Origin of the sequence: Pseudoalteromonas sp. Bsw20308 (genome assembly GCF_000310105.2) — a bacterium.
Classification (GTDB): Bacteria; Pseudomonadota; Gammaproteobacteria; order Enterobacterales; family Alteromonadaceae; genus Pseudoalteromonas; species Pseudoalteromonas fuliginea.
This window is the reverse complement of the sequence record NZ_CP013138.1, coordinates 2,925,898-2,946,557: the sequence shown is the minus strand read 5'-3', so window position 1 is coordinate 2,946,557 and position 20,660 is coordinate 2,925,898. Positions and strand designations below refer to the sequence as shown.

Genomic DNA, 20,660 nt, shown 5'->3' with positions numbered 1-20,660 from the left:
GGTTATTTTCTCACTAATTGCAGCTCAAGCGGTGTTGCTGCATTGAATGATATTAAATTAAGACCCGATTTAGTTAGGCGATTAAAGCGCGCGCTAAATGCTTGCTCAGCATTTTTAGCAAAGCGTTCTCTAAAGCTGTTATCCATTAATGGTAGGGCAAAGTCCTGACCATTTGCATTAACAGTAACTGCTTGCTTAAACGCAGGTAACTGATGCTCAAATGGATCGCTTATGTGGCAACCAATCAGCTCGCAGTGGCGGCTTAATATTTCGAGTTGCTTAAAGCTGGCATCATCCAGAGCATTAAAATCAGACACTAAATACACTAAGCTACCTGGTTTTGCTAAATGATTAAGGCGCTTTAGGTTATCGCTAAAGTTGTTAGGGGCTGTTTTATCAATATTGTTAAGCGCTTGCTGGTGGTTATCGCATAAATTATGGCAAAGCTTAAGCACTGCTTTTTCACGGGCGCTGGGTTTTAGCTCTAAATGCGAGTGCTGATTAAACACAATACCGCCAATTCTATCGCCGCGCTGACACGCCGACCATGCAACAAGGGCGCTTATATGCGCAGCTTGCACCGACTTTAACAGTAACTTTGAGCCAAACAGCATTGAGTTTGAAAAATCAGTAAATACAAACACAGGGCGCTCTTTTTCTTCTTGAAAGAGCTTTGTGTGAGTCTCGCCGGTACGCGCAGTAACTCGCCAATCAATAGAGCGAATATCGTCACCTTGCTGATAATGTCGCACTTCGGCAAATTCCATTCCTCGGCCTTTGTGCGGTGCAAGGTATTGCCCTGTTAAGGTGTTTTTTATTTTTACCTTAGGGGCAAGTTCAAGCAATTGCGCTTTGGCTTTGTAATACATCAGCTCTTTGAGTGCTAAATTAACACCGTGGCTATGGCTCTGTTTGAGCCATGCTTGGGTTTCTAATTGTTTTTGCATAACTTATGGTACGGCTACAAGTTCAACTATACGGCTTATTACTTGATCTTTAGTAATGCCATCGGCTTGGGCTTCGTAACTTAAAATAATGCGATGACGCAGTACATTATGCACAACAGCTTGAATATCATCAGGTGCTACAAAGTCGCGACCTTGAAGCCATGCATGAGCACGAGCACATTTATCAAGTGCTATTGTTGCACGCGGGCTTGCACCAAACTCAATCCAGCTACCTAGTTGCGCGTCTAATTTAGCGCCTTCACGGGTAGCAATAATAAGTTGTACTAAATATTGCTCAAGTGGCTCTGCTAAATAAAGGCCTAATATTTCTTTACGCGCTGCAAATAAATCGCTTTGACTAATTTTTTGCATTACTGGTTGTTGTTCATTAAGCGCTTCGCCGCGTGTTAAACGCAGTATATCAAGCTCATGCTCTGCGCCAGGGTAGTCAATACTTAGGTGCAGTAAAAAGCGATCCAGCTGGGCTTCTGGTAACGGGTAAGTCCCTTCTTGCTCTAGCGGGTTTTGCGTTGCCATAACTAAAAACAGTTCGCTAAGCGGATATGTATTTTTACCCACGGTAACTTGTCGCTCTGCCATGGCTTCTAATAGTGCTGATTGTACTTTGGCTGGTGCACGGTTAATTTCGTCAGCTAAAATAAGGTTATGAAAAAGAGGGCCTTTTTCAAATACAAACTCGCTAGTTTGTTGGCGGTAAATGTCGGTACCTGTAACATCAGCCGGTAATAAATCTGGCGTAAACTGTACGCGCTGAAATGAGCCTTCAATGCCTTTAGCAAGTGCATTAACTGCACGTGTTTTTGCAAGCCCAGGAGGGCCTTCTACTAATAAGTGACCATCAGCTAAAATAGCAATAAGTAGCGCTTGTGTAAGCTCTGGCTGGCCAATGATTTGTGTATCTAAGTACGTTTTTAATTGTGAAAATGCGTTAGCTGCCATAATAAGTGGACTGTCCTCGTCAGCTGGGTTTGTACCTAATAGTGCTAGGTGATAAATACTGACCTATTTATAAGGTTTATAATTGAGTAACTCAAGGGTTAGACTGTATTTTTTAAAATAGTTCGTTATTTCTTAACGATTTTTAGCGTACCACAAAACTTTGTAAATGCGTCTAAAAAAGCCTATTGTGATAATCGTAATTAAACACTGTTTATATAAATTTGTGTTTATCTATTGGCTTTAGGGCACGGGTTGTTTAGAATCGAGGAAAACAAACAGGTCAGACCTGTCAGCGGGAGAGCATAAATGTCTGAGCAAAACATACTAAAAACACCAAAGGGCGACCGTATTGCCATCGTTAGCGGCTTACGTACACCTTTTGCAAAACAAGCAACAGCGTTTCACCATGTACCAGCACTTGATATGGGTAAATTGGTGGTTAACGAAATGCTTGAACGATTAAATTTCAATAAGTCAGAAATTGATCAACTTGTATTTGGTCAAGTAGTACAAATGCCAGAAGCGCCAAATATTGCACGTGAAATTGTATTGGGCACAGGTATGCCGGTATCGGTTGATGCATATTCTGTATCGCGCGCATGTGCTACCAGCTTTCAGGCTATTGCTAATGTAGCTGAGTCTATTATGGCGGGATCTGTAAGTGTAGGTATTGCAGGCGGCGCAGACTCGTCATCAGTACTGCCAATTGGTGTTAGTAAAAAGCTAGCAGGCAGCTTAGTTGATTTAAATAAAGCGCGTACGCTTGGTCAACGCTTAAAAATATTTTCAAAACTGCGTTTAAAAGACTTATTACCAGTGCCACCTGCTGTAGCAGAGTATTCAACAGGCCTTTCAATGGGGCAAACTGCTGAGCAAATGGCTAAAACACATAATATTAGCCGTGAAGATCAAGATGCATTAGCGCATCGTTCTCACTCACTTGCAACGCAAGCATGGGCTGATGGTAAGTTAAAAGACGAAGTAATGACGGCGCATTTACCGCCATATAAAAGCTTTATTTCAGAAGATAACAACATTCGTAAAAACTCAACGGTTGAAGGTTACGCCAAGCTTAAACCTGTTTTTGACCGTCAGCACGGTACTGTTACCGCCGCAAATGCAACACCATTAACTGATGGTGCAGCGGCCGTACTTATGATGAGCGAAAGCAAAGCAAAAGCACTAGGCTATGAAATACTAGGTTACGTACGTAGCTTTGCATTTTCGGCAATTGGTGTAGAAAAAGACATGTTAATGGGCCCAGCTCATTCAACGCCTATTGCACTAGATAGAGCGGGTATTACGCTTGCTGATTTAGATTTAATTGAAATGCACGAAGCGTTTGCATCGCAAACACTTGCCAATATGAAAATGTTTGCTTCAGACAAATTTGCACAAGAGCATTTAGGTCGCAGCAAAGCAATTGGCGAAATTAACATGGATAAGTTTAACGTTAACGGCGGCTCTTTAGCATATGGTCACCCATTTGCAGCGACAGGTGCGCGCTTAATTACGCAAAGCTTACACGAGCTTAAACGTCATGGTGGCGGTTTAGCATTAACAACAGCGTGTGCTGCTGGTGGTTTAGGTGCAGCCTTTGTATTGGAGAGCGCGTAATGACAGATTCAGTATTTAATTTAGCGGTAGATGAAAACAAAATTGCCGTAGTAACTATTGATGTGCCAGGGGAGAAAATGAATACCCTGCGCAGCAGTTTTGCCGATGATTTAAAAGCGTTACTAGAAGACGCTAAGTCGCAAAATGTAAAAGGCATGGTATTTATAAGCGGGAAAAGCGATAACTTTATCGCGGGCGCCGATGTAAAAATGCTCGATAGCGTTCAAAAGCGTGAAGATGCGCTAGCGATTAGCGAACTATGCCATCAAGCTTTTTTTGATATGACAAAACTGCCATACACTACAGTAAGTGCGATTCATGGCGCTGCATTAGGTGGTGGTTTAGAATTTGCTTTAGCGTGTGATTACCGTGTTGGTACCGACAGCGATTTAACAAAAATTGGCTTACCAGAAGTGCAACTTGGTTTACTACCAGGTGGCGGCGGCACGCAGCGTTTAACTAAAATTGTTGGTATTCAAAAAGCACTAGAGTGGATGCTAACAGGTAAACAAATTCGCCCTAAGCAAGCTAAAAAAGCAGGCGTGCTTGATGATTGCGTACCGCACAGTGTGCTGTTAAAAGTTGCAAAAGAATTTGCGACTAAGAAAAAGCCACAAGCAAAAGAGCCAAAGCTCGACAATATTAGTAAATTATTAGAGTCAAACCCGTTTGGTCGTAACTTTATCTTTAAAAAAGCCAAAGAAAACGTACTTAAAAAAACGGGCGGGCACTACCCAGCACCACTCGCTATTATTAAAGCAGTGCGTGCTAGTGTAGAGCTTGATGAGCTAAAAGCGTATAAAACAGAAGCTGAAAGCTTTGCAACACTTGTAATGAGTGACGAATCTAAAGCGCTTCGCGGTATTTTCTTTGCAACCACTGAAATGAAAAAAGAGTGGCGCAATGATGACGCACCCGCAATCAGTAAAACGGCTGTTTTAGGTGGTGGACTAATGGGCGCAGGTATTGCGCACGTAAGTGCAGTTAAAGCTAAAGTACCGGTACGTATTAAAGATGTAGCAGAGCAGGGCATTAGTAATGCAATGAGCTACACCTACAAAATTTTAGATAAGCGTCTTAAGCGTCGTATTATATCTAAAGCTGATGTGCAGTTAACGATGAATCGTATTACAGGTACAACTGACTACAGTGGCTTTAAACACATTGATTTAGTAATAGAAGCGGTGTTTGAAGATCTTGCACTTAAGCAAGGTATGGTTGCAGACGTAGAGCAGCAATGCCAAGCAAATACAATTTTTGCAAGTAACACGTCATCATTACCAATATCGCAAATTGCAGCGCAGGCAGCACGTCCTGAAAATGTAATTGGCTTGCATTACTTTTCACCAGTGGAAAAAATGCCATTAGTGGAAATCATTCCACACGAAGGTACATCTCAAGAGACCATTGCCCGCGTTGTTAACTTTGCACGTAAGCAAGGTAAAACGCCAATTGTTGTAAAAGACATGGCCGGTTTTTACGTAAACCGTATTTTAGCGCCTTACTTAAACGAAGCTGCTAATTTGATGCTTGCGGGTGAGCCAATTGAAAAGATTGATGCAGCGCTTGTTGAGTTTGGTTTTCCGGTAGGACCGCTGGCTCTACTTGATGAAGTAGGTATTGATATTGGCTCTAAAATTGCCCCAATTCTTGAAAAAGAATTAGGCGAGCGTTTTAAAGGCCCTGATGCATTTGTGCGTATGATTGATTCAAAACGCCTTGGCCGTAAATCGGGTCGTGGTTTTTATGAATACGATAAAAAAGGCAAAAAGGTTGATGAGTCAGTTTACGAACTATTGGGTGTTACCCCGGCTCCACGTTTAAACAAGAGCGAAATTGCTAAGCGTTGTGTATCGCAAATGCTTAACGAAGCAGTACGCTGTTTAGATGATGGCATTATTGCCAGCCCACGTGATGGCGACATTGGTGCAATATTTGGTATTGGTTTTCCACCATTTTTAGGTGGCCCGTTTAGCTATATGGATAAATTAGGCGCAAGTAAAATAAGCTCTGATATGTCTACATTAGCTAACAGCGATGCTAACTTTGCACCATGTGAATCACTGGTAACAATGGCAAGCTCTAGTGCTACTTTTTACACTGTTTTACAAGCCGATATAGCTGGTGAGCAAGCAACTGTGGATGCAGCGATTGCGGTTAAAGCGGACGTTGAAGTTACGCAAGAAGATGCTACAGAAGCCTCGCCTGAGGTTGTTGAAGTAAACGAAGATAAAATAATAAAGTAATCCTTCAAAGTTACTTTTGATTAAATGCAGCTCGTTTAGATGAGCTGCATTTTTTTTAGGGAGTTACTTCAACATATATTTATCTTTAGAAATTAAATATACAGCGGTGTCATTATTAAGCTCACAGGTTAAAAATATAATACTGTGATAAATCCTCTCTAAATTGACCGGTAATCCAAAAGCTTAATATGATCCTTTAAAGTTGATTTTTTTCAAAAATGGACTGACTAGATCCTGTTTATTTTTCGAGGTTAAACATACACAGTCCTTGCTTTCGCCCTAGGGGAAATTTACTCTTTGTTGCCTAAATGGGTGTAGGTAAGGGGCGGAAGCTTTGCTCGATTTTTACTTAGCCCACTAAGTTACAACCTCATGCCGCAATTAAATTGCCCCTAGAACGAGCAAATTTTAATCCTGAAAGGTCAACAAGCCCTCGCTTTTTAGTTTGTGTAAAGGCTAGGTTGTTCGCTACAATAGCGCCTCTTAATTGCCAAACGGACTCTGTAATGAAAATTCTTGCCGATCAAAATATGCCTTTAGTTGAGCAGTACTTTGCAGACTTTGGTGAGGTTGAGCGTTTTGATGGTCGTAAATTAACCCCTGAACAATTAATTGATGTAGATGTACTCCTTACTCGTTCAGTGACCAATGTTAATTATGAGCTGTTGTCACAAGCTAATAAGCTTAGCTTTGTGGGTACAGCCACAATTGGCATTGACCATATTGATACGCAATTACTGCATGATAGAGATATCGCTTTTACTAGCGCGCCTGGTTGTAATGCCGTTGCGGTAGCTGAATATGTAATTAGTAGCTTATTTGCATTAAGCCAAGAGAATGCGCGCCCATTGTGTGGTCAAACAATTGGTATAGTCGGGGTGGGTAACATTGGTACGTGTTTAGCTGAAAAATTAAAAGCACTAGATGTTGATGTACTGTTATGCGATCCAATTAAGCACGAACAAGGCTTACTACAAGATCATATAGCGCTTGATGAGTTATTAGCAAAATCAGATGTTGTTACTTTTCACGTTCCCCTTGTTAAAAGTGGCGAGCATAAAACGCTGCACATGATGGGTAAAGAGCGATTAAAAGCACTTAAGCCAGGGCTTACGCTGATTAATGCAAGCCGAGGCGATGTAATTGATAACCAAGCGTTGCTTGAGGTAATGGAAGCGGGAGCTGATCTGGATTTAGTGCTTGATGTATGGGAAAAAGAGCCCAATATTTTAACTGAATTACTAGAACATGTTCGCTACGCCAGTGTGCATATTGCGGGTCATACGCTTGAAGGCAAAGCTCGTGGTACACAAATGCTGTATCAAAAACTGTGTGAACTGAAAAGTGTCGATGCGAGTAAATCGTTGAATGATTTTTTACCTACTCCAGCTATTACACAATCGGTTATTACGTCAAACTTTAATGAGCAGGATGTTGCCCGTTTAGTGCATTTAATTTACGACGTTCGCCGTGATGATGGTATTTTACTTCGCCACTTAGAAAGTGATGGTTTTGATAGTTTACGAAAAAGCTATCCGGTAAGACGAGAATTTAGCACCTTGTCGGTACAAGGTGATAGCTCACAACTAGCTGCACTTAGTCAACTTGGTTTTACCATAGCTAAATAGTTATTTAACTAACGATGTTGTTTTAATGTCGTTTATAGAGGAAGAAATATGTCGCAAAAATATAACGTTGCCGTACTTGGCGCTACTGGTTTAGTAGGCCGTCAAATCATTGAAACGCTAGCAGATCGTAAGTTTCCTGTTGATCAGCTTTTTTTACTTGCTAGCAGCCGCAGCGCGGGTGAAGATATAAAGTTTCGTGGTGAGACCATTGAAGTATTAGACGTTGAAGGCTTTGACTTTAGCCAAGCGCACATAGGTTTGTTTTCTGCTGGTGGCAGTGTATCTGAAAAATATGCACCTATTGCAGCAGACGCCGGTTGTATTGTAATTGATAACACATCACACTTTAGAAATGATTTTGAAATCCCATTAGTAGTGCCAGAAGTTAATGCTTCAAGCCTAGCTGATTTTAGAAATCGTAATATTATCGCTAACCCTAACTGTTCAACTATTCAGATGATGCTAGCACTTAAACCAATTTATGATGCTTACGGAATAGACCGTATCAATGTATCTACTTACCAAGCTGTATCGGGCGCAGGTAAAGAAGCGGTTGATGAACTTGCAAAACAAACTGCTAATTTAATGAATGCTCGTCCTATGGATAATAAAGTTTTTCCAAAGCAAATAGCATTTAACGTTATTCCTCAAATTGATAGCTTTGAAGAGAACGGCTACACACGCGAAGAAATGAAAATGGTAAATGAAACCCATAAAATTTTGGGTGATACGACTATTGCTGTAAATCCTACATGCGTACGTGTGCCTGTATTTTTTGGACATTCTGAATCAATTAATATTGAAACGCGTATGCCTTATGACTTTGAGCATGTTAAGCAACTTTTAAAAGATGCCCCTGGTGTTGAGTTGATTGACGATGAAGGTGATTATCCAACGGCAGTATCTGATGCAAGTGGAAATGACACTGTTTATATTGGTCGTTTACGAGCTGATATCTCGCACCCTCATGGTTTAAATATGTGGGTTGTAAGTGACAACACGCGTAAAGGCGCTGCAACTAACAGTATACAAATTGCAGAAGAACTTATTGCTAATTACATGTAATATTTTATAGCTAACGATTAGTTTAGAAGCGGTAAGCACCAATTGTTTGCCGCTTTTTATTCGGGTTACCGCCATTTTTTTGCCACTTATCTCACGAAGTATATAAACCTACTGATAATCCTCGATAAATTTATATTATTAATAATGTTTTTAGGTATTTATTTTCAATGTGTTGCAATGGATATTACTCCTGAACTGGTTTATAGTTTGTAATTGGAATAGAGCTTGCAACAAAAATAGATTGTAATAACAAATGTGAATCAGTCATTTGACTGATAAAAGCAAGATTAATCAATGTTTATGCACTTAACTTTCTCGGTGCTGCGTTAACATTTAAACATTAAAGGATCAGCATGCGCGGTTTAGCTACACTTATTATATTAGCGTCTGCATTGATAGTAACATCAGTTTACTCTCAAGACAGTACCCAGTTAAAGGGGCCAAAGGGCGCTGACTATGGTGCGCAAGGGCGATCTATTGGGCCAATAAAACCGACGGATACGCTTTGGCGTATAGCGGCTAAGGTACGCCCGGACAACTCGGTTAGCATTTATCAAGTTATGCAGGCTTTGTATAACAAAAATCCTAATTCATTTTTAGAGCAAAACCTTAACCACATGCAAAGTGGTGCCTATTTAAAAATTCCTACTCTAGCTGAAATTAGAAATGTTAATACACAACTCGCTAAACAACGTTCTGAACAAGATGATGCGTTATGGGAAAAGAAAAAAAACGGTACGCTTACGCAAAGTGAAATTAATTCAGCTCAAACTCAAGTTACTCAAGCTCGTAAAGTTGATGTAGATGACGCAAAAAAAGAATTACAAAAAGAAATTAAAGAAATTAAAACAGATCAAACTAGTAAGTTAGTTGAGCTTCAACAACAATTCAAAAGTTCAGTTGATAACGTAGAAGAAATTTTAGTTGAAAATAATAATTTAAAAAAACAGCTTACGGGCATCTCCAAAGAGCTTGAAAATGTGCGTATGCAGCTCGGTCAAGACAGTGAAATACAGCAACAGTTAAAAGAACTAATAATTAAACAAAATGAAATGATAGAACAGCAAAAGGCTGAGAAAATAGAGCCAGAAGCTGAATTTGATCTGGGATCTTTTTTATCTAATCCTTTTGTTCTTGGATTATTGATGGTTATTCCTGGGTTATTGATTGTTTTTGCTGTTGTGATGTTCTTACGCAAGCGGGCTAGTAAAGATGATGTCCAAAGCGACGATGATTTTTTACCACAAACACCTACCTACGCAAACGATGACGATTTAGATACTCAAAATATTGAAGACCCTATCGTCCCGGAACCACTTGATGACTTAAGTATTCAGCTAGATGATAGTTTAGAAAATGATATCTTACCGGACGATGATACCCCATTACCGGATGATGATATTGCTTTTGATGACAGCCTAGAGGACTTTACTGAGTCTGATAGCCTACTTGATCAGGATGAATTAGAAAGTTTATTAAGCGATGATATTGTTTTTGACGATGAAAATATTGAAGACGATGAACTTGATATTTTCATGCAACAAGATTTCGATAAATCACCTGATGATAGCCCAGAAGGTGATATTGATTTAGATTCGCCACTAGAATCATCAAATAGTGATGATATTTTAAGTAATGATGATTTAGATAGTTTATTTAATGAAGATGATGGCTTATCGGAGTTTGACTCACCACAAACAAACGATATAGAAGAAGATAATAGCTTAGAATCGAATGATGAAATGGCCGCCCTTAGCGAAGAACTCGCTGAAGATGATGATTTTGATATTGATGACTTATTAGATCAAACAAATACTGAATCAGATTTAGATAATACAGAAGATAGTCTTTCAAGTGAAAAAGATGATTTTGATTTAGACGATATTGATAGCTTAATTGATCAAGCTACAGACGATAGCGTTGATGAAGTCTTAGTCGAAGAAAGTGATGATTTTGATTTAGATGATATTGATAGTTTAATTGATGACGCTGCGGATGACATTGCACCTGATGCGTTAGTCGAAGAAAAAGATGATTTTGATTTAGACGACATTGATAGCTTAATTGACCAGGCTACAGACGATAGCGTTGATGAAGCCTTAATCGAAGAAAGTGACGACTTCGATTTAGACGATATTGATAGTTTAATTGATGACGCTGCGGATGAAAGTGCTGCTGATGCGTTAGTCGAAGAAAAAGATGATTTTGATTTAGACGATATTGATAGTTTAATTGATGACGCTGCGGATGAAAGTGCGCCTGATGCGTTAGTCGAAGAAAAAGATGATTTTGATTTAGACGATATTGATAGTTTAATTGATGACGCTGCGGATGACAGTGCTGCTGATGCGTTAGTCGAAGAAAATGATGATTTTGATTTAGATGATATTGATAGTTTAATTGATGACGCTGGGGATGACAGTGCAGCTGATGCGTTAGTCGAAGAAAAAGATGATTTTGATTTAGATGGTATTGATAGTTTAATTGATGAATCCGCAGATGAATCCGCAGATGAAGAAGCTGAGACTGAAAAGCGTGACTCTGATATTAATGTGGCATTAGCCGATTCTGCCGATGATTTAGCCGAAGCGCAGGAAGAATTAAATGTTGCTGATGTAGAGTCTCTAGCATCTACATTAATTGAAGAGCCTGAACTTGTAGAAGAGCCTGAACTTGAAGAAGAGCCTGAGCTTGCAGAAGAGCCTGAACTTGAACAAGAGCCTGAACTTAAAGAAGAGCCTGAACTTGAAGAAGAGCCTGAACTTGCAGAAGAGCCTGAACTTGAACAAGAGCCTGAACTTGAACAAGAGCCTGAACTTGAAGAAGAGCCTGAGCTTGCAGAAGAGCCTGAACTTGTAGAAGAGCCTGAACTTGCAGGAGAGCCTGAACTTGTAGAAGAACCTGAACTTGAAGAAGAGCCGGCGCTTTTAGAAGAACCTGAACTTGAAGAAGAGCCGGCGCTTTTAGAAGAACCTGAACTTGTAGAAGAGCCTGAACTTGTAGAAGAACCTGAACTTGTAGAAGAACCTGAACTTGAACAAGAGCCTGAACTTGCAGAAGAGCCTGAACTTGAAGAAGAGCCTGAACTTGAAGAAGAGCCTGAACTTGAAGAAGAGCCAGCGCTTTTAGAAGAGCCAGCGCTTTTAGAAGAGCCTGAACTTGAAGAAGAGCCTGCGCTTTTAGAAGAACCTGAACTTGAAGATGAGCCTGAACTTGCAGAAGAGCCTGAACTTGCGGCAGACCTAGATGATTTTTCAGATACTTCAGAGACCTTACTTGATCCAGAAGATGCACTAGAAGAATACAATGATGACGAACTAAAAAGTGTTGATGAACTCTTAAATGAGTTACAGCAAGTAGAAGATGATTATATTGAAACGCCAGAGTGGTCTTTAGAAGATTTAGATAATGATATTGAAGAAGTTGAAATTGATTTAGGTGATGATCCATTAGCAGATGATGCAAGCACAAATCGATTACCTGAACATTCAGATACCAATATGGTAGTGAGTGATGAAAATTCAGACGAATATACTGAATTAGATATAGACGAACCTTACTCAGGTGCTACTGATGAACAAGATGTTGAGTCTACACAAGATATTGATTTAAAATCTGAGACTAAACAAGTTATAGCAAGTCAAACTGAACAAGATTTAGCGAGTGCACTTGCGCAAGGAAGCGATTTAGATAGCCTCGAGGATGATTTAGACGATGAGCTGTTACTCGATAATGACTTTACTGAACTTGATAAAGATCTAGCAATTGATGCTGAACTACAAAACAGTCAAATAGATGAAAATCTTAACGAATTCGATAACGATGAATTACCGATAAGCTTAGATGATGATATTACGGTTAATGAATCTGAAATTCCAGAGCTTGAAAAAACTCAACCTTTAGAGCCTGACGACGAATTGTTACTTGATAATGATTTTACTGAGCTTGATACAGATAGCGATGAATTACCGATAAATTTAGATGATGCTATTACGGTTAATGAATCTGAAACTCCCGAGCTTGAAGAAACTCAACCTTTAGAGCCTGACGACGAATTATTACTCGATAATGATTCTGCTCAGCTTGATACAGATTTAGCAATTGATGCTGAGCCACAAAATAATTCAAGCGCTGAAATAGATGAAACTCTTAATGTAGAAGATAGCGATGAATTACCGATAAACTTAGATGATGCTATTACGGTTAATGAATCTGAAACTCCCGAGCTTGAAGAAACTCAACCTACAGAGCCGGACGACGAATTATTACTCGATAATGATTCTGCTCAGCTTGATACAGATTTAGCAATTGATGCTGAGCCACAAAATAATTCAAACGCTGAAATAGATGAAGCTCTTAATGTAGAGGGTAACGATGAATTACCGATAAATTCAGATGCTGGTATTTCGGTTAATGAATCTGAAACTCCCGAGCTTGAAGAAACTCAACCTTTAGAGCCGGACGACGAATTATTACTCGATAATGATTCTGCCCAGCTTGATACAGATTTAGCAATTGATGCTGAGCCACAAAATAATTCAAGCGCTGAAATAGATGAAGCTCTTAATGTAGAGGATAACGATGAGTTATCGGTAAATTCAGATGCTGATATCTCGGTTAATGAGTCTGAAACTCCCGAGCTTGAAGAAACTCAACCTACAGAGCCGGACGACGAATTATTACTCGATAATGATTCTGCGCAGCTTGATACAGATTTAGCAATTGATGCTGAGCCACAAAATAATTCAAGCGCTGAGATAGATGAAACTCTTAATGTAGAGGATGATGCTGATAGCGATGAATTATCGGTAAATTTAGATGACGAACCAACACATTCATTACCGAGCCAAACCGAACAAGACTTAATGAATGCGCTCTCAGCTGAAAATGATTTAAATAGCTTAGATGATGATTTTAACGATGAATTATTGCTTGATAATGACTTTGCGGAGCTTAATACAGATAATGATGAATTACCGATAAGCTTAGATGATGATATTACGGTTAATGAATCTGAAATTCCAGAGCTTGAAAAAACTCAACCTACAGAGCCGGACGACGAATTATTACTCGATAATAATTCTGCGCAGCTTGATACAGATTTAGCAATTGATGCTGAGCCACAAAATAATTCAAGCGCTGAAATAGATGAAACTCTTAATGTAGAGGATGATGCTGATAGCGATGAATTATCGGTAAATTTAGATGTCGAACCGACACATTCATTACCGAGTCAAACCGAACAAGACTTAATGAATGCGCTCTCAGCTGGTAACGATTTAAATAACTTGGATGATGATTTTGACGACGAGCTGTTACTTGATAATGATTTTACGGAACTTGATGCTGAATTAGAAAGTACCGCAGGCTCTGAAACTATGATTTCGGAAAACCCAGATGAAGCGCTTTCTAATGAGCTCGCTGGTGAGCAAACGAATGCCGATCGTGAAGCTGAAATAACCCGAACTGAGTTATTTAATGGCAGTGATATAGCATCAGATGATGAGCTTGATGATGAGTTTATGGCTGAGCTAACGGAAACTGATTTTGATTCATTACTTAACGAATTAGCTGAACCAGAAGAATTAAGTGTTGAAGATAGTAGTGAGTTTGACGTTGATTTTGACAGTTTGCTAAAAGAAGACTTAGGAGTTGATGAGGCGTTAGTTGTTGAAGAACCGCTTGTCCAAAGTAACAATGTTGAGCAACTTGATAATGATGAATTTGTAGATATTGATTCATTATTAGAAGAAAGTGACGACGCAGAAATTGAACACGAACCTTACAACGACGTTAATATGGATGTTGGCTTGAGTGAATTTGACGCGTTACTTGCCGGTGATAACCCGACGGATGTTGATGCTGAAAGTGGTGGCTACTCAGCTAAATTAGATTTAGCGCGTGCTTATATTGAAATTGATGATTTTGATTCTGCGCTTAAAGTCATTGAGGATGTTATTAACAAAGGTCCTGAAGAAGTTCAAGAAGAGGCGCTTAGTTTAAAAGCTAAACTAAAATAATTAAAATGTTTATAAGAACCCGTATCTGGCTTAGCTAAATACGGGTTTTTTTATGTGTATTGGTTTGATTACGACAGGTCTCCTTTTATTGCATCGTTAGATAGCATAAAATGCCTCGTTCATTAGCACAGTAGGTAAAGCAGTAATTATGCGAGTAGCACTTGGAGTTGAATACAACGGCGCACGTTATAGTGGTTGGCAACGTCAATCTCATGTAAATAGCGTACAGCAAGAAGTAGAAAAGGCGCTGTCGCGCATTTGTAATCATCCAGTTGAAGTTATATGTGCAGGTCGTACAGATGCGGGTGTACACGGTACAGGCCAAGTAATACACTTTGACACTGAGGCCGATCGCGATATGGTTGCATTTACACTAGGTATGAATACTTTAATGCCTAAAGATATTGCTATTCGTTTTGCTCAACCCGTTGCAGATGATTTTCACGCTCGTTTTAGTGCTACAGCACGTCGTTATCGTTATATTATTTATAACTCGCCTTTGCGAGGAGCTGTACTAAATGAAGGCGTTACGCATTTCCATCATCAACTAGATGAAACCAAAATGCAGGAAGCGTGTCAGTATTTAATTGGCAAACATGACTTTACTTCTTTTAGGGCCATTCATTGTCAAGCGAATACACCGACAAGAACAATTCATCATTTATCGGTACGTCGCCAAGGTACTTACGTTATTATTGATATTAAAGCGAATGCGTTTTTACATCACATGGTGCGTAATATCACAGGCAGTTTAATGGATGTTGGTTTACATAAACACCAACCTATATGGATAAAAGAGCTACTTGATTGTAAAGAACGCGCAAAGGCCAGTGCTACCGCTAAGGCTGCTGGTTTGTATTTAGTGGATGTTGACTACCCTGAGCAATTTGATATTCCTCAAACACCTTTAGGCCCTTTATTTTTGCCGGATATAGATGTTTAATTAAGGTTAGTATAAGTGCTTTTTATGAGCACTTTTAACTACTAAGACCAGTTTTTTATACCGCGTTAGTGTAATTCATGTTTTAATTGAAAAAATTTGTCTGCTAATTGCTATTAGCAGGCTCGCGACACAGAACAGTATTAAGAGAGTTGCAAATGAGTTGGCTAGAAAAAATCTTACCTAAAACGACAAAATCATCAGGTCGTAAAGAAATCCCAGAAGGTGTTTGGGCTAAGTGTACATCGTGTGATTCAATTTTATATAAAGCTGAATTAGAAAAGTCATTAAACGTATGTCCTAAGTGTGACCACCACATGCGTGTTAGTGGCCGTAAGCGCCTAGAGCACTTTTTAGATGAAGGTGATCGTCAAGAGCTTGGTACACAACATGAGCCTAAAGACATTCTTAAGTTTAAAGATTCTAAAAAGTACTCTGACCGTATCAGTGCAGCCCAAAAAGCAAGTGGTGAAAAAGATGCACTTGTGGCGATGAAAGGCCGATTAAAAGGTATTCCAGTGGCAGCGGTAGCATTTGAGTTCTCATTTATGGGTGGTTCAATGGCTTCGGTTGTTGGTGCTCGTTTTGTTGATGCTGTTGATCAATGTTTAGAGCACAATATGCCGCTTATCTGCTTTTCTGCATCAGGCGGAGCACGTATGCAAGAAGCGCTTATGTCGCTTATGCAAATGGCTAAAACAAGTGCTGCGCTTGCAAAAATGACTGAAAAAGGCCTTCCGTTTATTTCAGTAATGACTGACCCAACAATGGGTGGTGTATCTGCATCACTTGCTATGCTGGGCGATATTAACGTTGCAGAACCTAAAGCGTTAATTGGTTTTGCGGGTCCTCGTGTTATTGAGCAAACTGTTCGCGAAACATTACCTGAAGGTTTTCAGCGTAGTGAATTTTTGCTTGAACACGGTGCAATTGACATGATTATTGACCGCCGTGAAATGCGCGATACCCTTGCACGCATTTTAGCTAAATTTATGAACTTGCCTTCTACGGAACAAGAGCATAGAGTAGCGTAAATTTCAGCTTTACTGATTACACGCTATGACAAAAACAATTCCTAGCCAATCATCAAGCCTTGATGATTGGCTTTTTTATTTAGAAAGTGTTCACCCTGCTAACATTGCAATGGGCTTAGAACGAGTTGCTAATGTTGCCAACAATATTGGCCTTTTAAACACTCCAAGTAAAATTATTCTTATTGCCGGTACAAATGGTAAGGGCACCACTGCACGTTGCTTAGAGTCGCTATTACTAGCGCAAGGTTTTAGCGTGGGTACTTACGCATCTCCACATTTAATTCGTTATAACGAGCGTGTACGAGTTAATGGGGAAGAATTAGCAGACCAATTTCATATAGATGCTTTTCACCAGCTTGAGCAAGGCCGTAAAGACACTCCTCTGACTTATTTTGAATATGGTACTTTGGGGGCATTGGCAATTTTTAAACGCTGTAACGTCGATTATGTATTACTTGAGGTTGGTTTAGGTGGGCGCTTTGACGCTACAAATATAGTAACGCCGTATGCAAGTGTGATTACCACTATAGACTTAGACCATAAAGAGTATTTAGGTGATACCCGTGAGTTAGTGGCTTATGATAAAGCCGGTATTTTTCGTGAAAATACGCCCGCTATTATCGGGGATTTAAATATTCCTCATACAATGACTGATTATGGCAAGGAAATTAATGCCAATATGACGTTGTCGGGCAGTGACTTTATTTTCAAAGAAAATGCTGAGAGCTTTAATTGGCAATATAAACAGCATAATCTTGAAATAGATAAGCCAGCAATACCGTGTCAAAATGCAGCCACTGCGCTAACTGCGCTAAGTGTTTTAAACTTATTACCTAGTGTGCAGATAATAAGAGATTGCCTAGCTAATTTAGTTGTAGAAGGGCGGTTTCAGCAGTTAAGTACTGAGCCTTTAGTCTTTACAGATGTGGCACATAACCCTGAGTCGGCGCGTTATTTAGCCAATAAGTTATCAAGCTATAAAGATAAAGGCTTTAAAATTCATGCATTAGTCGCTATGCTTGCTGATAAAGACAAAGTCGGTGTACTTAAAGAAGTAAGCAACCTGGTCGATGAGTGGTCGTTAGCGAGCTTAAGTAGCCCGCGAGGCGACACTGCAAGTAATTTACAAAATGCACTGCAGGAATTGTCTCATCATAATACTATCAATAGCTATGATAGTGTGGCACAGGCACTAAGTGTAATTTTACCAAAACAACAACGTGATACTATGTTGATTGTATTTGGTTCTTTTTTTACTGTGGCCGGCGCTATTAATTACTTTAAAAAATAGAGAGGATGTCGGTGAACTCAAGTTTTATTAATCGCTTAGTCGGAACAAGTATAGTGGTGATCGCAGCAATTGTGTTTATCCCTAATATACTCGATGGCGAAAAAGTGCATTATAAAGAAGGCTTTAAAGCGATTCCTGATCGCCCTGAGTTCAAAACAATCGATCTTCAAGAGTCAATTGATGAAAATGTTGCTAACGCAGAGCCACTAAAGCAAGATGAAATCGAAGATATTCAAGCTGATGATGAGGCTTTTGAGCAGCAAAATGCAATAGTGGAAAGTGATTATGCAGTAGAGGATAAAGTTGTTGAAGCAAGCATAGAGCCTAAAGCAAAACCAACGACTCCTGTTCAAGCTAAACCAAAACCGATTGCACCGCGTAAAAGTGATGAAAACCTAACGAGTATGGCTTATGTTATTCAATTAGGTAGTTTTTCACATGTTGCAAACGTAAAAGCATTACAAGCTAAACTAAAGGTTGAAGGGTTTAAAACGTTTACTAAACCGATTAAAACCCCAAATGGGACATTAACCAAAGTATTTGTTGGCCCTTCACTTGATAAAAGTGAATTACAAAAGCAGCTCCCCCAGCTTAAAAAGCTTACTAAATTAAATGGTAAAGTTACGCAATACGAAGTAACAAAATAATTATAAAAAAGGCTTGTATAACAAGCCTTTTTTATTTATTAATATTTGTTTTTATGATTATCACTCGCCCGCAATACCCATTCTAAAATGTTAATTTTTTGTATTGACTACAACCCAGTATTCTCCCGTTTAAACTTGCATACTAACGATGTTTGGGTATAGAATGCGCCCCAAATTAGCGACTAATTGGTTCTTATGATCTGGGTTGATTACGCCATTATTGGCATCATTGCACTGTCTACCATCATCGGTTTAATACGCGGCTTTGTAAAAGAAGCAATGTCATTAGCGGTATGGGCTGGCGCCTTTATCATCTCTAGCTTGTTTTACCAATATTTAGCTTCCTTCCTAACAACCATTTCTGAACCCCTTTTAAGAAATGCTGCGGCCATAGCCATATTATTCTTTGCGACGCTACTGTTAGGCGGTTTACTAAACTATATTTTAGGTGAGCTTGTACATCGTACTGGTTTATCGGGTACCGACCGTGTTTTTGGCATAGTGTTTGGTGCTCTACGAGGCGTGTTGGTCGTGAGCGCGTTACTCTTCTTTCTTGATGCTTTTACTGGTGCACCCAATACGCACTGGTGGGGCAATTCTATTTTGATTCCAGAATTTGGCTTTGTTGTTGAATGGTTCTTTTCGTACCTAGAAAACAACTCGAGCTTTTTAAATTCAGTAAACCGTTAATCGGCGAGGATAAATTACATGTGTGGTATCGTTGGAATAGTCGGAACATCTCCTGTTAACCAGGCGATTTATGATGGCTTAACTGTTTTGCAGCACCGTGGTCAAGATGCCGCGGGTATCATTACCATTGAGAATAATACGTTTAGCTTACGCAAAGCAAATGGCTTAGTGAAAGATGCCTTTCACACTCGTCATATGAAACGACTACAAGGTACAATTGGTCTTGGCCATGTGCGTTATCCTACCGCAGGATCTTCAAGTTCATCTGAAGCACAGCCTTTTTATGTTAACTCACCGTTTGGTATAGCGCTTGCCCATAATGGTAACCTTACTAATGCAGAAACTTTAAAAGAGCAGTTATTCTCAGAAGCACGTCGTCATGTTAATACAACATCAGACTCTGAAATTTTACTTAATGTTATGGCACATGAATTAAGCAAATCTGATAAGTTGCATTTAGACCCTGAAGATATTTTTACTGCGGTAACCGAAGTAAATAATAAAGTAAGCGGTGGTTATGCAACAATTGCTATGATCATCGGTCACGGTATTGTTGCTTTTCGCGACCCCAATGGTATTCGCCCACTTGTATTTGGTAAACGTGAAACCGAAAAGGGTACGGAATACATGTTTGCCTCAGAGAGCGTTGCGTTAAAGCCTGATGGCTTTGAGTTTATTCGTGATGTTGCGCCTGGCGAAGCTATATATGTTACAGAAGAAGGTGAATTTCATTCGCTTAGTTGTGCTGATAAGGCATCTTACTCGCCATGTATTTTTGAATTCGTTTATTTTGCACGTCCTGATTCAACAATAGACCGTATGTCTGTGTATGCAACACGCGTAAACATGGGGACTAAACTAGGCGAAAAAATTGCACGTGAATGGGCTGACAAAGATATTGATGTCGTTATCCCAATCCCAGAAACGTCATGTGATGTAGCACTGGAAATCGCACGTGTGCTTGATTTACCATACCGCCAAGGCTTTGTTAAAAACCGTTATATTGGTCGTACGTTTATCATGCCTGGTCAAGAGATGCGTAAAAAGTCAGTACGTCAAAAGCTAAATGCAATTGATCGTGAGTTTAAAGGTAAAAACGTATTATTGGTTGATGACTCAATTGTGCGTGGTACAACATCAGCACAAATTGTTGAAATGGCCCGAGAGTCTGGCGCTAAAAACGTTTACTTTGCATCAGCAGCGCCTGAAATACGCTTCCCTAATGTGTACGGTATTGATATGCCTTCAGCAGCTGAGCTTATTGCTCACGGACGTGAAGTAGAAGATATTAATGCAAGTATTGGTTCTGACGGTTTAATCTTTCAATCGCTAAAAGATTTAATTGCTGCGGTTAGCCAAGAAAACCCTGAAATTACTAAGTTTGAAACGTCAGTATTTGATGGCCAATATATTACAGGCGATATTGATCAAAACTATTTAAATCGTATTGATAAGCTACGTAACGATTCTGCAAAAAGCACCCGCGAAAGTGCAATGTCTTCAGGTTTAGAGATACACAACCAAGACGAAAACGAAGCTGATTAATCATTAATAAATATTATACCAATTGCATTA

At 39.5% G+C, this 20,660-nt stretch carries 13 protein-coding genes; 11 read left to right on the top strand and 2 right to left on the bottom strand.

Annotation, left to right across the window (positions count from 1 at the left end; translation table 11 throughout):
* Positions 1-2 precede the first annotated feature (2 nt).
* Entirely contained in the window at positions 3-947 is a 945-nt protein-coding gene (locus D172_RS12940) for a DUF58 domain-containing protein (RefSeq protein ID WP_007377763.1), read from the bottom strand.
* A gap of 3 nt (positions 948-950) precedes the next feature.
* Entirely contained in the window at positions 951-1,907 is a 957-nt protein-coding gene (locus tag D172_RS12935; protein WP_007377762.1) for an AAA family ATPase, read from the bottom strand.
* 306 nt (positions 1,908-2,213) lie between these two features.
* Here D172_RS12935 and fadI point away from each other — a divergent pair, with 306 nt between their 5' ends.
* From fadI to purF, 11 genes are all read left to right on the top strand, one after another.
* Positions 2,214-3,524 (top strand): acetyl-CoA C-acyltransferase FadI, encoded by a 1,311-nt coding sequence (fadI, locus tag D172_RS12930; protein ID WP_007377761.1) that lies wholly within the window; start codon positions 2,214-2,216, stop codon positions 3,522-3,524.
* A complete protein-coding gene (fadJ, locus tag D172_RS12925) occupies positions 3,524-5,770 on the top strand; it encodes a fatty acid oxidation complex subunit alpha FadJ (RefSeq protein ID WP_007377760.1) in 2,247 nt (748 codons plus the stop codon). The genes fadI and fadJ overlap by 1 nt, the downstream gene beginning before the upstream one ends.
* 506 nt (positions 5,771-6,276) lie before the next feature.
* Complete coding sequence (locus tag D172_RS12920; RefSeq protein WP_007377759.1) at positions 6,277-7,398, top strand: 4-phosphoerythronate dehydrogenase; 1,122 nt, start codon at positions 6,277-6,279, stop codon at positions 7,396-7,398.
* A 48-nt stretch (positions 7,399-7,446) separates the two neighbouring features.
* A complete protein-coding gene (locus D172_RS12915; RefSeq protein ID WP_007377758.1) occupies positions 7,447-8,463 on the top strand; it encodes an aspartate-semialdehyde dehydrogenase in 1,017 nt (338 codons plus the stop codon).
* A 353-nt stretch (positions 8,464-8,816) separates the two neighbouring features.
* On the top strand, positions 8,817-14,483 hold the full coding sequence (locus D172_RS12910; RefSeq protein WP_058230556.1) for a FimV/HubP family polar landmark protein: 5,667 nt from the start codon (positions 8,817-8,819) through the stop codon (positions 14,481-14,483).
* A gap of 148 nt (positions 14,484-14,631) precedes the next feature.
* Positions 14,632-15,426, top strand: a complete 795-nt coding sequence (gene truA, locus D172_RS12905) for a tRNA pseudouridine(38-40) synthase TruA (RefSeq protein WP_007376857.1) — start codon at positions 14,632-14,634, stop codon at positions 15,424-15,426.
* Between the two features lie 155 nt (positions 15,427-15,581).
* Positions 15,582-16,457 (top strand): acetyl-CoA carboxylase, carboxyltransferase subunit beta, encoded by an 876-nt coding sequence (accD, locus tag D172_RS12900; RefSeq protein WP_007376856.1) that lies wholly within the window; start codon positions 15,582-15,584, stop codon positions 16,455-16,457.
* A gap of 25 nt (positions 16,458-16,482) precedes the next feature.
* Positions 16,483-17,748, top strand: coding sequence for a bifunctional tetrahydrofolate synthase/dihydrofolate synthase (gene folC, locus D172_RS12895; protein WP_007376855.1), 1,266 nt, complete (start codon positions 16,483-16,485; stop codon positions 17,746-17,748).
* 11 nt (positions 17,749-17,759) lie between these two features.
* Positions 17,760-18,395 (top strand): SPOR domain-containing protein, encoded by a 636-nt coding sequence (locus D172_RS12890; RefSeq protein ID WP_007376854.1) that lies wholly within the window; start codon positions 17,760-17,762, stop codon positions 18,393-18,395.
* A 195-nt stretch (positions 18,396-18,590) separates the two neighbouring features.
* On the top strand, positions 18,591-19,085 hold the full coding sequence (locus D172_RS12885; protein ID WP_007376853.1) for a CvpA family protein: 495 nt from the start codon (positions 18,591-18,593) through the stop codon (positions 19,083-19,085).
* Between the two features lie 18 nt (positions 19,086-19,103).
* The gene (gene purF, locus D172_RS12880) at positions 19,104-20,630 is read left to right on the top strand and encodes an amidophosphoribosyltransferase (protein WP_007376852.1); all 1,527 of its coding nucleotides are present in this window, start codon (positions 19,104-19,106) and stop codon (positions 20,628-20,630) included.
* Positions 20,631-20,660 lie beyond the last annotated feature (30 nt).

Bases quoted from the DNA above. Each gene is read 5' to 3' on its own strand.
- purF (WP_007376852.1), top strand. From the start codon at position 19,104: ATGTGTGGTATCGTTGGAATAGTCGGAACATCTCCTGTTAACCAGGCG.
- D172_RS12885 (WP_007376853.1), top strand. From the start codon at position 18,591: ATGATCTGGGTTGATTACGCCATTATTGGCATCATTGCACTGTCTACC.
- fadI (WP_007377761.1), top strand. From the start codon at position 2,214: ATGTCTGAGCAAAACATACTAAAAACACCAAAGGGCGACCGTATTGCC.
- D172_RS12935 (WP_007377762.1), bottom strand. From the start codon at position 1,907: ATGGCAGCTAACGCATTTTCACAATTAAAAACGTACTTAGATACACAA.
- D172_RS12910 (WP_058230556.1), top strand. From the start codon at position 8,817: ATGCGCGGTTTAGCTACACTTATTATATTAGCGTCTGCATTGATAGTA.
- D172_RS12920 (WP_007377759.1), top strand. From the start codon at position 6,277: ATGAAAATTCTTGCCGATCAAAATATGCCTTTAGTTGAGCAGTACTTT.
- folC (WP_007376855.1), top strand. From the start codon at position 16,483: ATGACAAAAACAATTCCTAGCCAATCATCAAGCCTTGATGATTGGCTT.
- D172_RS12940 (WP_007377763.1), bottom strand. From the start codon at position 947: ATGCAAAAACAATTAGAAACCCAAGCATGGCTCAAACAGAGCCATAGC.
- accD (WP_007376856.1), top strand. From the start codon at position 15,582: ATGAGTTGGCTAGAAAAAATCTTACCTAAAACGACAAAATCATCAGGT.
- fadJ (WP_007377760.1), top strand. From the start codon at position 3,524: ATGACAGATTCAGTATTTAATTTAGCGGTAGATGAAAACAAAATTGCC.
- D172_RS12915 (WP_007377758.1), top strand. From the start codon at position 7,447: ATGTCGCAAAAATATAACGTTGCCGTACTTGGCGCTACTGGTTTAGTA.
- truA (WP_007376857.1), top strand. From the start codon at position 14,632: ATGCGAGTAGCACTTGGAGTTGAATACAACGGCGCACGTTATAGTGGT.